The 15,150-nt window shown below is 43.5% G+C and carries 18 protein-coding genes; all 18 read right to left on the reverse strand.

Annotation, left to right across the window (positions count from 1 at the left end):
* Nucleotides 1-3: 3 nt before the first annotated feature.
* The 18 genes from hemB to PW252_RS06740 are packed head-to-tail and all read right to left on the reverse strand — an operon-like array spanning nucleotide 4 to nucleotide 15,145.
* On the reverse strand, nucleotides 4-978 hold the full coding sequence (gene hemB, locus PW252_RS06655) for a porphobilinogen synthase (RefSeq protein ID WP_248050877.1): 975 nt from the start codon (nucleotides 976-978) through the stop codon (nucleotides 4-6).
* Complete coding sequence (locus PW252_RS06660) at nucleotides 965-1,687, reverse strand: uroporphyrinogen-III synthase (protein WP_248050879.1); 723 nt, start codon at nucleotides 1,685-1,687, stop codon at nucleotides 965-967. The genes hemB and PW252_RS06660 overlap by 14 nt, the downstream gene beginning before the upstream one ends.
* Nucleotides 1,684-2,592 (reverse strand): hydroxymethylbilane synthase, encoded by a 909-nt coding sequence (gene hemC / locus PW252_RS06665; RefSeq protein WP_248050882.1) that lies wholly within the window; start codon nucleotides 2,590-2,592, stop codon nucleotides 1,684-1,686. The genes PW252_RS06660 and hemC overlap by 4 nt, the downstream gene beginning before the upstream one ends.
* Complete coding sequence (gene hemA, locus PW252_RS06670) at nucleotides 2,579-3,838, reverse strand: glutamyl-tRNA reductase (protein WP_248050884.1); 1,260 nt, start codon at nucleotides 3,836-3,838, stop codon at nucleotides 2,579-2,581. Before hemA ends, hemC begins: the two co-directional genes overlap by 14 nt.
* Before the next feature lie 16 nt (nucleotides 3,839-3,854).
* Entirely contained in the window at nucleotides 3,855-4,289 is a 435-nt protein-coding gene (locus tag PW252_RS06675) for a precorrin-2 dehydrogenase/sirohydrochlorin ferrochelatase family protein (RefSeq protein ID WP_316716861.1), read from the reverse strand.
* Between the two features lie 2 nt (nucleotides 4,290-4,291).
* Nucleotides 4,292-4,876, reverse strand: a complete 585-nt coding sequence (locus tag PW252_RS06680; protein WP_248050891.1) for a cob(I)yrinic acid a,c-diamide adenosyltransferase — start codon at nucleotides 4,874-4,876, stop codon at nucleotides 4,292-4,294.
* Between the two features lie 20 nt (nucleotides 4,877-4,896).
* Nucleotides 4,897-6,384, reverse strand: coding sequence for a cobyric acid synthase (locus tag PW252_RS06685; protein ID WP_248050894.1), 1,488 nt, complete (start codon nucleotides 6,382-6,384; stop codon nucleotides 4,897-4,899).
* Nucleotides 6,338-7,186: an energy-coupling factor ABC transporter ATP-binding protein gene (locus PW252_RS06690; protein WP_050573088.1), complete on the reverse strand. Its 849-nt coding sequence runs from the start codon at nucleotides 7,184-7,186 to the stop codon at nucleotides 6,338-6,340. Before PW252_RS06690 ends, PW252_RS06685 begins: the two co-directional genes overlap by 47 nt.
* Before the next feature lie 9 nt (nucleotides 7,187-7,195).
* The gene (gene cbiQ, locus PW252_RS06695; RefSeq protein ID WP_172042370.1) at nucleotides 7,196-7,861 is read right to left on the reverse strand and encodes a cobalt ECF transporter T component CbiQ; all 666 of its coding nucleotides are present in this window, start codon (nucleotides 7,859-7,861) and stop codon (nucleotides 7,196-7,198) included.
* Nucleotides 7,848-8,129 carry an energy-coupling factor ABC transporter substrate-binding protein gene (locus PW252_RS06700; protein WP_024380914.1) on the reverse strand — a complete coding sequence of 94 codons (282 nt, stop codon included), beginning with the start codon at nucleotides 8,127-8,129 and terminating at the stop codon, nucleotides 7,848-7,850. Before PW252_RS06700 ends, cbiQ begins: the two co-directional genes overlap by 14 nt.
* Nucleotide 8,130: 1 nt before the next feature.
* Complete coding sequence (locus tag PW252_RS06705; RefSeq protein WP_172023159.1) at nucleotides 8,131-8,853, reverse strand: energy-coupling factor ABC transporter permease; 723 nt, start codon at nucleotides 8,851-8,853, stop codon at nucleotides 8,131-8,133.
* Between the two features lie 19 nt (nucleotides 8,854-8,872).
* Complete coding sequence (locus tag PW252_RS06710) at nucleotides 8,873-9,568, reverse strand: cobalt-factor II C(20)-methyltransferase (protein ID WP_172023160.1); 696 nt, start codon at nucleotides 9,566-9,568, stop codon at nucleotides 8,873-8,875.
* A gap of 9 nt (nucleotides 9,569-9,577) precedes the next feature.
* Nucleotides 9,578-10,345, reverse strand: coding sequence for a sirohydrochlorin cobaltochelatase (locus PW252_RS06715; protein ID WP_248050897.1), 768 nt, complete (start codon nucleotides 10,343-10,345; stop codon nucleotides 9,578-9,580).
* Entirely contained in the window at nucleotides 10,342-11,796 is a 1,455-nt protein-coding gene (gene cobA, locus PW252_RS06720) for a uroporphyrinogen-III C-methyltransferase (protein ID WP_248050899.1), read from the reverse strand. Before cobA ends, PW252_RS06715 begins: the two co-directional genes overlap by 4 nt.
* 17 nt (nucleotides 11,797-11,813) lie before the next feature.
* On the reverse strand, nucleotides 11,814-12,593 hold the full coding sequence (gene cobK, locus PW252_RS06725) for a precorrin-6A reductase (protein ID WP_248050901.1): 780 nt from the start codon (nucleotides 12,591-12,593) through the stop codon (nucleotides 11,814-11,816).
* Nucleotides 12,590-13,315: a precorrin-3B C(17)-methyltransferase gene (cobJ, locus tag PW252_RS06730; RefSeq protein WP_105106638.1), complete on the reverse strand. Its 726-nt coding sequence runs from the start codon at nucleotides 13,313-13,315 to the stop codon at nucleotides 12,590-12,592. The genes cobK and cobJ overlap by 4 nt, the downstream gene beginning before the upstream one ends.
* Nucleotides 13,316-13,335: 20 nt before the next feature.
* Nucleotides 13,336-14,397 carry a cobalt-precorrin 5A hydrolase gene (locus PW252_RS06735; protein WP_398582942.1) on the reverse strand — a complete coding sequence of 354 codons (1,062 nt, stop codon included), beginning with the start codon at nucleotides 14,395-14,397 and terminating at the stop codon, nucleotides 13,336-13,338.
* A complete protein-coding gene (locus PW252_RS06740; RefSeq protein WP_024380922.1) occupies nucleotides 14,372-15,145 on the reverse strand; it encodes a cobalt-precorrin-4 methyltransferase in 774 nt (257 codons plus the stop codon). The genes PW252_RS06735 and PW252_RS06740 overlap by 26 nt, the downstream gene beginning before the upstream one ends.
* Nucleotides 15,146-15,150 lie beyond the last annotated feature (5 nt).

A 15,150-nucleotide genomic window follows, 5' to 3' on the forward strand; every position in this document is an offset into this window, starting at 1 on the left:
ATCTTATCCTTCCTCTTTCAAATAGTAGGCTACGTCTTTGGCAAAGTAGGTGATAATCAAGTCTGCACCTGCCCGCTTAAATCCTGTCAAGGTTTCAAGAACAACCGCCTTCTCATCAATCCAGCCATTTTGAGCTGCAGCTTTAATCATGGCATATTCTCCGCTGACATTATAGGCAACTAAGGGAAGTTTTGTTTCCTGCCGTAACTCCCGCAGAATATCCAAGAAGGCTAGGCCTGGCTTGACCATGAGAAAGTCAGCACCTTCTTTCTCATCGCTCAGTGCCTCTCTCAATGCTTCTAAACGATTGGCTGGATCCATTTGGTAGGTCTTCCGATTGCCGAACTTTGGAGCACTCTCACCAGCATCGCGAAACGGTCCGTAAAAGCTAGAGGCAAACTTAATGGCGTAGGACATGATGGGAATATCTTCAAAACCTGCCTGATCCAGTCCATGACGAATAGCCTCAACATAGCCATCCATGGCGTTGGAGGGAGCAATGATATCCACACCAGCTCTGGCTTGACTAATAGCAACTTCTGCCAAGCGTGTCAAGGAAGTATCATTGTCAACCTCCTGACCTTTTAACAAACCACAATGTCCATGACTGGTAAATTCACACAAGCAGGTATCTGCGATCACGACAAGCTGAGGGAAGTGTTCTTTGATTAGGCGAATCGCTTCCTGAACAATGCCTGTTTCATAAGAGGCCTGGCTACCAATCTCATCTTTTTCCTTAGGAATGCCAAATAGAATGATACTCTTTAGCCCTAATTTTTCTACTTCTGCTACTTCGTCTACTAACTGATGCAAGGGGAATTGATAGACTCCTGGCATGGAAGCTACTTCCTGCTTGTCTTCAAGACCTTCTTTCACAAAAATAGGATAAATCAAGTCTGAGGTCAGTAGTTGGGTTTCCCTGACTAAATCGCGAATCCCTTCTGTCCTTCTCAGACGTCTGTGTCTAAAAAATACCATATCGTTTCTCCTTATCCATTATGGTTTCTAGCATGGCAGTGATAGAAGGCCTGTCTGGCATTAGGTCTACCTCATAACCAGAGTCCATCACTGCCTGAGCTGTTGTCCTTCCAATGACTGCAATCTTATGGCTGGTAGGCAGGCTTTTTACTACCTCTGTAAAACTGTGCCAGGCAGATGGACTAGCAAAGGTCCAGATAACCCTATCTATGTTCAGATAAGTAGCCAGCTGAGCCTGACCTGCCTGATGGGCAACCGTGTCATACATCTCCCAAGCCAGCACAGAATGCCCTTCTTGCCTCAAACGCTCGGCGATGCGAGGATTGGCCAAATGACTCTGAGGCAGCAAGATCGTTTGCCTTTCTAAGCCAAGGGCCAGCCACTCCTCTACAAAATCTTTTCCATACTGACTAGTGGACTCAAAAGTCACTGACCGTCCTGCTTCCCTGATGGAACGACTGGTCTGCTCGCCAATACTGGCAATCTGTAGGGAAGTTGGAAGATAGGGCAGGAAGTACTCAAAAGCTGTCGCACTAGTGCAGAACAGCCAATCAGCCTTTTCCAACTCCTGCTGGACTTGTTGAGGTAGGGGATGGGCCTGAAAAGCTATCAGGGGAACAATTACTAGCTGGAAGCCAGCATTTTCCAAAACTGCTTGCAGGTCCACATCTATAGCCCCATCTCTTGTTACTACAATCGTCGCTGTCATCTTGCTGGCTCAACCCCTAGTTGATTGAGTTCCTCCACGGCCTCTTTGGCCAACTGGAAACCGTCTGGACCAGAGAGTCTGATGCGGTGGCAGTTTTTCTCACGGTCTGCCAGCATGACTTCTAACTGATAGTCAGCTCCAACCTGCTTGGCCAAGGCAGCAATTGGGAAGGTGCAATCGGCACCCATTCCTCGTAAAAATTCCCGCTCAATGCCTGCACAGATGGCTGTTTCAGGATGGTTTATGCCAGATAAGATATCCAATACTTGCTGGTCATCCGCCCGGCATTCGATTCCCAGAGCTGCCTGAGCAATGGCAGGAAGACAAATGGATTCGTCCAAATATTCAATATCCAAGTCAGCCTGGCTGGTCCAGCCGAGCCGATTGATCCCCGCGACTGCTAAGACAATGGCATCGTACTGCCCGTCTCGGACCTTTTGGATACGGCTATCGATATTTCCACGCAAGGACTTGTAGACCAGGTCAGGTCGAACAGCCTCAAGCTGAACTTGACGGCGGAGACTGCTAGTTCCTACTACTGATCCAGCTGGCAAGCTAGCCAAGGTCATACCAGCTTCTTTGAAAATTAAACAATCACGCACATCCTCACGCTCAGGACTGGCACCAATCACACATCCCTCAGCTAGTAGTCCAGGTACATCTTTCAAGCTATGGACTGCAATATCAATCTCTTTTTCCACCAGTGCCTTCTCAATATCTTTAACAAAAACACCTTTTCCACCGATTTTCTGAAGACTGACATGGACCAGCTTGTCACCTGTCGTCTTATAAGGAACCAGTTCAAACTCAACATCGGGGTGTAAGGTCTTAAGGGCATCTACAACCATATTGGTCTGAGTAAGTGCTAGCTGACTTTGCCGAGTTCCCACTCTAATTATTGTCATAATCTTCTCCTAATCTGTCTGCTTGTAAGCCAAAAAGTTTACAGACCAAGGCAATATCGTAGTCAGACCTTTCCCCGACAGACATCTCCTTGAGTTGTAAAATGGGCTCTCGAATCAACTGATTGACAATTCCCTTCATGTGTTTGGAAATTTGTTTCTGTTCCCTTTCGGTCAAATCAGGTATCTTTCGATTGATACTTTCTAAAGATGTTGCATGAATCTGCAAGGCTTTTTCCCTCAATTCACGAATGAGAGGAACAATCCCCAGCTGAGCTTGCCACTCTTGGTATTTGACCAACTCATCCTCTATTTCCAAAACAATCTGATTGGCAATTTCTCTTCTTTCTTCATGATAGACTTCCAGTTGATTGCTGAGATTCTCGATGGTATAGAGGGTCATCTGTTCAGTGGGATGAACGGTCCTAGGTAGACAAAGGTCAAAGGCGATAACACTTTCTTTTAGCATAGTTGGAAAGAGAATGTAGCCACCTACTTTTACAGCCGAGAATACAACATCCGCATCCGCAACCGCTGCTTCTAGCTGGTCCCAGCTAAAAGCCTGCACACGTTGGTCCTGTAGAAAATACTGGGCCTTTGAAACTGTCCGATTGACCAAGCGGATTTGTTCAAAAGGTTTTTTCAGCAAGTATTTGGTCACCAGTTGGCCGATTTCACCCAGGCCGATAACCGCTACCGTTTTTCCAGAATAGTCAAAATCCGTCTGCTCTAGCATTTGCACCGCTGTTAAGCCTATGGAAATCGGTCGAGCATTGATGCGGTATTCTTCATGCATTCGTTTGGCAAAGGTCATGACCTGCTTGAAGACTTGGTTTAAGATAACTCCAGTCGTCCCAACTGTCTGAGCTCTGGCAAAGGCCCGTTTCAACTGACCTAGAATTTGAGTTTCTCCTAAAATCTTCGATTCCAGGCCAATGGACACTCTCAGTAGGTGTTCCAATACCTGATCGGCTTCTTTGAAAATCAGACAGGGCTCTACTTCTTTCGCTTCCAGCTGAAACCAGTTCAGTAAAAATCGTTTGGCATAATAGCGTCCTGTATGGAGCTGGTCCACCACTAGATACAGCTCTGTTCGATTACAGGTCGATACAATGACCGTTTCAAAAATACTTTTCTCTTGGTTGAGGGCCCGTAAGGCCTGGTCCACTTCCTCGTCGGAAAAGTGTGCCCTCTCCAACAAACTAAACGGTGTATTTTGATGGGTCAATCCAACATATAATAGGTCCATAACATACTAACCTTTTTCATTCTAACTCTTCTAACAGTGCTTCAATTTTCTGACGTATGGCTTTTGAATAGGCAGCAGAAGCACCATTTGTTGAAATCATGACAGAAAAATTTTTTCCCTTGGCCATTGCTACATTATAAAAATCTGAATAGTTCTTGTCACCAGTATTGTTGACCAGCTGACTAGGATCGGCATCCTCCATCACTTGCAGATTGACACTGGCTTGGCTGGTACAGGCAAAGGCTAATGTTGCACCCTCTAAATCTCCTTTTTGATAGGGTCTAGCAAGCCAGGTCACTTGTGTAGCATCAATACTTGAATGCAGGTCTGGGCTGATAACAGTCACCAAAGCACCCTCATCTAGCAAGCCCTTGATTTTTCTGGAAGCAACCTTGCCTCCGCCTACCACAACTACCTTTTTTCCCTTTATGTTAATCATAACTGGGTACATGGTCATGCCTCCTTTTTCCGACTTCGAAAAATCTTAGAGCTGCGTTCATAGACCGTATCAGCTACCCCTAGTCTAAAATTAACCAGGCGAGCTAGGACAAAAAAGTAGTCTGATAAACGGTTGATATAGACCATACCGACTGAATTCACCTTCTCTTCGATTTCTATTAAAGCTACCATGCGGCGTTCAAGCCTTCTGGTAAGTGTTCTTGCCATGTGGAGAGAACTAGCAATCAAATGCCCACCTGGTATGATGAACTTTTCCAACTGCGGTGGCTGGTGCATATAGGCATCCATACGTTCTTCCAGCCAATTTACAGTAGCTTCTTCCTGCTTGTAGGGCCGCAATTCCCTTGGTGTAGCTAGGTCACTGCCACAATCAAAGAGCTGCTGCTGGATTTGCTCGCACTCCAGTCGAAGATCGTCCAATTCTGGGTATTCCCTCATCTCCGCAACTATTCTTCCTAGCAGTGAACACAGCTCATCCATAGTCCCGTAAGCTTCCACGCGCTCATGGGTCTTGGAAACTCGGTCACCACCATAAAGGCGGGTTTTCCCACTATCTCCATATCCTGTATAAATTCGCATACATTTTCCCTTCCTAACGGTCAAGCTAAGATGTCATAGATAGCTGCCATGTCCAAGGATTCTCTCAAAATAGTTGCTAACTTATCGTACTCTCTATCCTTTATGGTCTGAATGGCTTCTACTTGCTGGTCAAGAGCTGGCAAGCCTTTTCTAATTCTTAATTGATTTAGGTAATCACGGGTCCATGCCAGATTGTCGAAAATACCATGTAGATAGGTCCCTTGAACCTGACCATCATGTCCAATGGCTCCATCCTGACGCTCCATCGCCTCTCCATTTTGCAAAACAATAGTTGAAAATGCTTGAACACCATCAGCCAAACAGGTTTCTCCCATATGGATTTCATAACCTTCTAAGCAGTAGTCACCTTGTCGAGCTTGGACCTGAGTGGTACACTTATTGGCTTGGAAGATAGTGGTTGTGTCTAAAAGCCCAAGAGCAGGTATGTCCTGAATGCTGGACTCAACCCCTAAGGGATCCGACAAGTGTTGACCAAGTAACTGGTAGCCACCACAAATACCAAAAATAGCACTTCCTTCTTGGAAACAACGATGAATTTCTTTATCCAAGCCCGACTCGACCAAATAGACCATATCTTCAATGGTATTCTTACTTCCTGGTAAAATCACGAGATCTGGGTGACCAAGCTCATCACCTGGTCTGACATAGCGAACAGACACGTCAGGCTGCATTTCTAGACTATTAAAATCTGTAAAATTGGACATCCTATTCAGATTGATAATGGCAATATCCAAGTCTTTTTGAGGATTATATTTCCGGCTTTTTTGAACTAGGGCAACACTATCTTCACTATCAATGTTGATCTGGGCATAGGGGACCACACCCAAAACAGGAACCTTAGTCAAGTCCTCAATCATGTCGATTCCTGACTGAAGCAGGGCAACGTCACCTCGGAATTTATTGATAATTACTCCCTTGATTCGTTGGCGATCTTCTTCTGGCATGAGCATGATTGTCCCATAAATCGAAGCAAAGACACCACCCTTATCAATATCCGCTACCAAGATAACCGGTGCATCAACCAATCTAGCCATACCCATATTAACAATATCTCGGTCGTTCAAATTGATTTCAGCTGGGCTACCTGCCCCCTCAAGCAATATTATATCATTTTCAGCACTCAGTTCCTCATAAACTTCTTTGATCTTGGGAAGTAGCTCCTGCTTAAATTCGTGGTACTCGACCGCATCCATATCCGTTAGGACCTGGCCCATGAAAACAACCTGAGATTTTCGGTCTGAGGTCGGTTTGAGAAGAACAGGGTTCATCCGAACATCTGGTTCAACCTGAGCAGCCTCCGCTTGAAAGACCTGGGCCCGTCCCATTTCTTGACCTGTTTTGGTGATATAAGAATTAAGGGCCATATTCTGTGATTTGAAGGGCACAACCCGCAGGCCATCCTGCTTAAAAATACGACACAAACCTGCTACGATAATACTCTTACCGGCATCCGAAGCTGTTCCTTGAATCATCAATGATTTTGCCATAGTCTTTTCCTAACCTTTCAAAAAATTCCTGTTCATTTTCTGCCAATGGGAGCCCCATTGCTAGATGTAATTTTACTAGCCAAGGTAAAGATAAGCGTGCCTTCTCTAAGATTTCCTCTTCTAAAAAGACACTGCCTACTTCGCCTTCCAAGACTAATTTCCCCTTATCAAGTAGGTAAACGTAGTCGCAGCAATCATACATCAAATCCATATCATGACTGGTCAAGATAATTTTTGTTCCTTGCTTGGCCAATTTTTTCATCAGAAACATCATATGATTCCGACCACGCGGATCTAAACCTGCAGTCGGTTCATCCAGAAGTAAATACTTAGGTTGTAAGGCTAAAACACCTGCAATCGCCACCTTTTTCTTCTGACCAAAACTCAAATAGTGAACAGGGCGATTTCGCAAATGTTCGATATGCATATCTTTTAACGCCTTATCCACACGCTCCTTTATTTCTGGCTCTGGATAGGAGAGGTTACGAAGGGCCAGGGCCACATCATCTTCCACCACTGAGTAAAACAACTGTTGTTCAGGGTCTTGAAAAACAATTCCGACCTCTTGGCGATAGGCATACAGTGCTTTTTTAGAATAGACAAGCGATTTCTGTTGGTAATACACCCTTCCATCTTGTGGTTGGTAGAGGCCCATGATGACCTTCATCAAGGTAGACTTACCAGAGCCATTTGCTCCTAAAACACCGACGATTTGCCCCTTATCAAAGTCCATAGTTACATCTTCGAGGACCTTTCCAAAGTCTAGATTATAGGTGTAACTGATATTCTCCACACTTAGCATGATAACCTCCTAAGGATCAAAGCGAAATTCTAACATATCATTGATCTGTCGATTTGCTCTCATCAATCTAGTAAATAATTGACTAGCCAACAAACCCATAGTTTGATAGCTCTGCTTGACTGTTCCAAAACCAAATTTCAAATCAAGTGTATCTCGCATGACAAGAAATTCTTCCAAAAACATGAAGATAAAGCGATACATAAAGACAATAACTTCTAATAATTCATTTGGAATGCGAAAACTTCTTAACAAGTCAATCAACTGTCTAAATGGTACAGTGAGAACAAAAAAGTAGGTAGACATCAAACAAGCATAACTTCTCACAAACACAGCAATGGTTTGATCTAGACTAGCACGAGTGATAACTGCATAGCCCTTCCACAAAGGTAAGGCTAGAATAAGATTCTTTGATGGAGATTCTTGAAAACTCACGGCCATGGTTACTAAACTGATAAAAACAAAAGGCAGGGTTAACAATAGCCATTTTGCATATGTTTTCCAATGTAACTTTGCTAGGTAACAAGTCACTGGGAATAAGGCCACTATAATAGCCCATTGCAGGCTAGGAATTCCTGTAAAAGAAATTCCTAGCAACAATAGGTAAATCCCTAATTTTACTTTGGGAGATAGCCCTACCAATCGATTCTGGTAGGCGTACTGATCAATGATTAACATATTTCTTTCCCTTGTGATAACCCAATACATAGGTAATAATACCCACACCAATGCTGCCTTGGAGAGTGAAGAGTAAGCTCTCAATCTCACCACTAGCTGGTTCATAAATTGAAGCGAACCATGGTTCATAATCTGGATTAACCTCTGTAATGGCTACTTCAGCACCGCCATCCGAACCCCCAAACTCGGCGTCTTTAGGCGCTAAGAAGAAGGCACCAACAGCAATCAGAACACAAGTCAACAATAAGAGAATATTTTGCTTTTTCATCTTAGAACACTCCCACTTCTTCTTTTTTAGCATTGGCTACAACTAAGTTATACAGGACTACTGACAAAAGACCTTCAATGATGGCAATTGGGATTTGTGTAACCATGAAGACCCCCATAAATTTCATTGCAGCACCAAAGACACCTGCTTGTGCATCTGGAAAGGCCAATGATAATTGTAGCGAAGTAGTTAAATAAGTTGCTAAATCAGCTATAAAAGCACAGAGGAAAATAGCCACGCGCTGATTGACTTTCATAGAAAGAGCTAATTTATAAACAAAGTAACCAACAAATGGGCCTACGACTGCCATTGAAAATCCATTTGCTCCCAAGGTTGTCAAACCACCATGGGCCAAGAAGAGAGCTTGGAAGAGCAAACAGATCGTTCCTAAAACAACCATGACACTCGGACCAAACATAGCTGTACCAAAGCCGACACCTGTTGGATGAGATGTTGAACCTGTTACAGATGGAATTTTTAGGGCTGAAAGGATAAAGACAAAGGCACCTGATAGAGCCAATCCCACCTTGCTTTCAGGATTTTTCTGGATCGACTTTTTCAATTGGAACAAACCATACAGGAAAAATGGTGCAAATATTCCAAACCAGAGCAGGGCATGAGCAGGAGGTAAATAGCCTTCCATAATGTGCATGGCTGCTACTGGTGTAGCTGTAACTAGGGTCAGCAAAGCAACAAGTGCTAAAAGATTCAATAACTTTTTCATGTTATTCTCCTTTATTTTTTTAATGTTTTTTGACTAACATAGTTGAGAAATAAGATAGCTTTTCTTCAGGAGAGAGATCTGCTACCCCATGTCGAATCTCTTGTTGATCGGTACTAGAACGACTAACAAGAACCGTTTTATCAAGCAAATCAAACTGCTTTAACAAGGGAAGTACTTCAGCAAGATGATTAGCCACCTTCATAATAACAACAGTTTCATGTGTCCTTAATACAGCCTCCAAGTGCTGGACACCCGCAGTTGCTGGAACAACTGCAAATGATTCCTCATCCATGACCAGGGGTAAACCGACTTCAGCTGCAATACTGTTATATGACGTTATCCCCGGTATGGTCTTGGTTTCAATACGATGCCCGATAATGTCTAATAGATAGCTATAGGTACTGAATACCATTGGATCCCCAAGAGTGATGAAACCAACATTCTTACCTGCTTGGACATCTGCAACAATTTCTTCAGCGATATCCAGCCATTGCCCTTCTTTATGCGACTTATCCCTTACCATTGGAAAATGCCGTTGCTTGATCATCAATTCTTCACTTAGATAGGGTCCAGCAATCTCAAGCGCTAAACTTTTCGCTCCTTTTTTGGCTTCTGGAGTATAGAGAATATCAAGCTCACCAAGAATACGACTAGCTTTTACTGTTACCAACTCACTATCACCAGGACCAATCCCAATTCCATAAAATCGTGCCATAAGCTACTCCTAGTCAATGATTTTGTGTAGATGTTGGATATACATATCTTGAATGGCTGGATACTCTCCTAGACCAATCAAATGTGGAATCACTTGATAACCCCGTTGATTGAAATAGGTATTCCAAGAATCTTCATCATCTGACACCATATCATTGGTCGCATGTTCACCAGCTACCAGCATGAAGGGTGCCAAATGAACTTCTTTGATTCCCTTAGATTTTAATTTCTCCTCAATCTGCTCAATAGGAGGATAGCTTTCCACACAACCAATGTGCACCTGACTACCAGTCAACATATGATCTAATGCCGCATAGGCCACAAAGGCATTGTGTTGGCTTCCATGGCCCATTAAAACAGTAGCTGCTTTTTCACCAAAATGGCCGTACTGGTCCATCAGAACTTGCTTGACTTGCTGATAGTCATCTTCACTGTGGAGCAAGGGCTGACCAACTTTTATGATGTCAAAATAAGATTGAAATTCTTTTGATTGATTCAAGATTTTTTCAAATTCAGACCCCGCAATAATGTGTAATGGCTGAATGTAAACTTCCCGAATTCCTTCGTCTTTCATTTGTTCCAGAGCTTGTTTAACAGTTGGAATCTCTAGTCCCTCATTTTCCTTGATACGTCTCAAAACGACTGTGGAAGTATAAGCCTGATAAACCGCATACTGCGGAAAGGCCTCCTTGATGGCCTGTTCACAGGCACCAATCGTTTTTTGTCTAGTTTCTGGATGAGTTGTACCAAAACTCACCAATAAAATAGCTTTTGTCATAGATTCTCCTTTATCAGAATGTCACGGCACTTGTCTCGAATCGCCAAAATAGTCGGCTGGTCCGTTTCAACAATATTTGAATAGCCAGCTTCCACCAGTTTATCTCGTGTTGTTTCTCCCATAACGATAATTGGCAGTTCTTGAAGGTCTAATCCTGTTTCTTCCACAAGAGTCACAAAATTAGCCGCAGCAACTGAATTTGGCAAGCAAACACAGTCAAGATTGGTCCAATCTTGAGGTCTTAATTCCTTATCAAATGCAAGACTATGGGTGACAAGAACAGGGTAGTCATATAAGCTTCTCAAATCTGCCAGCTTGTGTTCTGGAGCCACCAAATACCAAGAAGCATCAGTCTTTTCCAGTAAGTCCTTAATAGAAGGATCCTTACTTTGTGTTCCTTTTGCTACCAATAAAATCCCTGCTTCTTCCAATGTCTTAGCCGTATGGTGACCAATGGCTGCAAACTGAATATGGGAAAGGCTGCGTAAGTCAATTCCATCCTCCCTCAAACGAGATAAGAATAAAATCCAGCTCTGCGTATCAGTAAATACCATTCCATCAACTTTAGACCAATCTGGCAAATCAAAGGAAAGCTTATTAACCTGTGTACGACTTGGGAATTTAACCAAGGTCGCTCCATCATCTTTTAAGTAGACTGGCAATTTCCCGGTTGTTGAATCCTGTAAAAAGATTCGTTTACCATGCAAAGGAAGATTTTCATAGAAATTCAATTCCTTTCTAAATGAAACTACATCCCCAACTACGATGATAGAAGGTGCCTTCATATCTTCTTTCAGGGCCAGTTCTTCAATGGTAGACAAGGTTCCGTCTATCGAGCGCTGGCTTGGATGGGTTGCCCATTCTACTATCGCTACAGGTGTATTCTTAGAAAAACCATTGTTAACAAGTTCTCGTGTGATGACTGACAAATTTTTCATCCCCATTAAGAAGACCAGGGTTCCCTTGAGCTGACTAATGGCTGCCCAGTTTAGACTTTCCATTTCATCCTGCAAATGACCTGTAAAGACATGGAAGCTGGTCGCCTTATCCCTAAAAGTCATTGGGATTCCAGCATAAGTGGCACCTGCAATGGCTGATGTCACTCCTGGAACTATTTCAAAAGGAATTCCAGCCTCTACCAAGGCTTGCGCTTCTTCCCCACCTCGTCCGAAGATATAGGGATCTCCACTTTTCAATCGGACAACACGCTTGTTTTCCCTAGCTTGCTCAATGAGAATCTTCTCAATTTCTTCCTGGCGAATGCAAGGCATTCCTGGTTTCTTTCCAACATCAATCAGCTGACACTTATCTGATAGATAGGAAAACAAATCCTGATTGACTAGACGGTCATAAACCAAAACATCTGCTTCTCGCAATCTTCTATCCCCCTTGACCGTTATCAATTCAATATCACCAGGTCCCGCACCTAGCAAACTTACAAATCCTGTCATTCTAACTCCTTTCACTGTTAAACTATTGGGCATTCGTTTTGAAATGCTTCTATTTGTAAATATTCTTTTAGTTCTTCTACGGAAGACACCTTCTTAGGATAACCCACCTTAGGCCTTGCGATGATAATGCAATCAACACCCAATTCTTGACAACCTGTGATTTTCTCACGAATACCACCAATACTGCCACTTTCTTTGGACACAAAGGCTTGAGCCTTGGACCGTAAAATCAGTTCCTTGTTGCATTCCTTGGAAAAGGGTGCCTTAATAGCATCAATTTGATCCGCAACCATACCCAATCGTTCGCAAGCCAGCAAAACCTCAGAAGTTGGAAGAACACGAGCCACAATTCGCACATCAGGTAAACCCTTAACAAAGAGGGGCAAGGTCTTACTTCCAGTTCCTAGATAAACAGTAGGGTAACCTTTTTCTTTTATCAGGGATATAGCTTCTTCTGTAGAGTTTACCACTAAGGCTCCCGTCAAATCCCCCGTTTCCTTCCGCTCATACCGCAAGTAAGAAATGCCAGCAAGCTCTGCTGCTCTCATCGCCTCCTTGGAAACCAAATCAGCAAAGGGATGAGTGGCATCAATGATTTCATCTACTTGGTGTTCTTGGACAAAGCGGACCATATCCTCTGCAGTCAATCGACCTTGAATGACAGGTTGACCAAATTTGGATGCCAGATGTTTCCCATAGTCTGTCACCACCGATGTTGTTACCTCGATACCTAGATCATTTAGAAGAGCCAAAATTTCTGTGCTGTCCGAAGTCCCTCCCAAAAGTAATTTCATCATAGAGTGTATCCTCTAGGTGTAACCATACGGCCATTTTTAATATAGGTTTCTTTGTTTCCAACGATGACAATGGTTGTCATATCAACCAAGGACTCATCTAAATCTTTAATCGTCGTTAAGATATACTCCTCTTTCTTTCGACCGATGTCCTTACCGATACCAACAATGGTATCTGGTGATTTGTACTCTGCAATGATTGAAAGAGCCTTGGACAAATGATCTGGGCGCCCCTTACTACGTGGATTGTAGAGGCAAATAACGAAATCTCCCTGAGCTGCAGCATGAAGACGTTTTTCGATGACAGGCATGGGGGTCATCAAGTCACTGAGACTGATATGACAAAAGTCATTCATCAAGGGAGCCCCCATAATTGCTGCAGCACCCAAGCTAGCTGTAATACCTGGAATCACCTTGACTTCCAAGTCAGAATCATCACCAATCAGCTCTAGAATTAGTCCAGCCATGCCGTAGACACCTGCATCACCACTGGATACCACACCGACATTCTTACCTGTTTCCAAAGCCAAATCAATCGCTTTTTGGCAGCGTTCAATTTCTTTCCGCATACCTGTCGCCACTAATTCCTTACCTTCTACCAAATGCAAAATCAAACGCATGTAGGTTGAATAACCAACAATAATTTCGCAATCCTCGATAGCCTTGAGGGCTTCTCCAGACATTAGTTCCTCTTTACCTGGACCTAAGCCAATCACATAGAGCATAGCATTCTCCTTTATATCTATTAGTTTACAGGGACTTTACCTAAAGCAAAGGTACACCCATCTTTTGCAAATCGATTTGTTAGAACCTGGCCATCGCTGGCAAGGTCTGCACTAGCAAGTGCCACACTTCCTACCCCAACTGTTTTTTTCACGAAATCCGAACAAGGATACTTGTCAGCAACCTTCTCTAAGTCCTCCTTGCTATACACATCAAAGGGGCAAGATAGTTGTTCTGCTAAATCCAAAATGGCCTCTTCATCCTTCTTGACGTCAATACTGACAATCCTCGCAATTTCGGTTTGCTCAATTCCTTGTTCCTGACAAAATTCTTGAAAGTTCCGATAAAAAATCTCAGAGGATACATTTTTTCGTGCCCCAACTCCAAGTACATAGGGCTTAGGATAAATGACAGCAAGATGTTCACGTTTGCTGGTCATTTCCTTTGTCTGCAAGAGAATAAGAGGGGCATCTCCAGCTAGGACTTCTTCCACTTGATTGACTTCAAGAAGGCTTAAGCCCCGCACATCTTCTATCCAAGGTTTTTCTTGGTAAAAATAGACCCTTTCCCGATTTGCTAACAAGCCATTAAATTCCTTAACCAAGGGGCGTAGGTCAGATCGCCAACCATTGACGGATTTGGCAAGGGTATCCAGGGCAACAACATTTTGAACATCCGTTGCCGTTGTAATGACTGGATTGGCTTCCAAAAGGCTTGCAATTTCCTTTGTCAGTTCATTTGCTCCACCCAGATGACCACTTAGTAGACTAATGACATTTGTCGCATTTTCATCTAGGACAATGACGGCTGGGTCTGCTGCTTTGTCCTGAACAACAGGGGCAATGGCACGGACAACAATTCCGGTCGCCATGATACAGACCAGAACGTCCACTTGTTGAAAGAGCTCTGCTATTGCCTGAGTAGGACGCTTATCAAAACCTGTCACCTGATTATCTGCCAATTTAGCTAGGCTATAGATATGACAGGGACGTGCCCACTTGCTTTTCAACCTTAGAGCCGTTTCTTTGCCAGTTTCTGTTAGGGCAACAAGGGCAACCTTACTGGGCATGGCTACTTTTCCCATGGCGATACTCGTGTTCAAATTCTTCATGGTAAAGTTTTGAATAATAAAACTCCTGTCCTAGAAAATCACCAACCAGAATCAGAGCCGTCTTACTGATATCCGCTTCTTTGACCTTCTCTGCAATCGTTTCGAGTGTGCCAAAAACCTTTTTCTCCTCTGGCCAAGTCGCCTTATAGATGACCGCAACAGGTGTAGTGGTAGGATAGCCACCTTGAACCAATTCTTCCACTACTTTTTCAATGCCTTGAATAGACAGGAAAATAGCCATTGAAGTACGATGCTGGGCATAGCTTCGTAAAGATTCACGTTCCGGAACAGGTGTCCGACCTGCCATACGGGTAATGATAACACTTTGAGAAACTTCAGGTACTGTGTATTCTGTTCCAATACTTGAAGCAGCTCCTAAGAAGGAACTGACACCTGGGGTACAATCAAATGCAATCCCTCGCTTCTTCATCTCCTCAATCTGTTCACGGATAGAGCCGTAAATAGAGAAGTCGCCAGTCTGTAATCGGACAACCTCCTTGCCTGCCTTGACCCCTGCCTCCATGACATCAATAATTTCCAACAAATGCATCCCAGCACTGTCATAAATTTCTGCACCTTCCTTGCAGTAATCCAAGAGGGCTGGATTGACCAAGGAACCTGCATAAATCACAACATCTGCCTGTGATAACTGCTTATAACCCTTCAAGGTAATCAGTTCCACATCACCAGGACCTGCACCAACAAAATGTACCTTCGACATTCTCT

The organism is Streptococcus sp. 29887, from assembly GCF_032595075.1.
GTDB lineage: Bacteria > Bacillota > Bacilli > Lactobacillales > Streptococcaceae > Streptococcus > Streptococcus iners.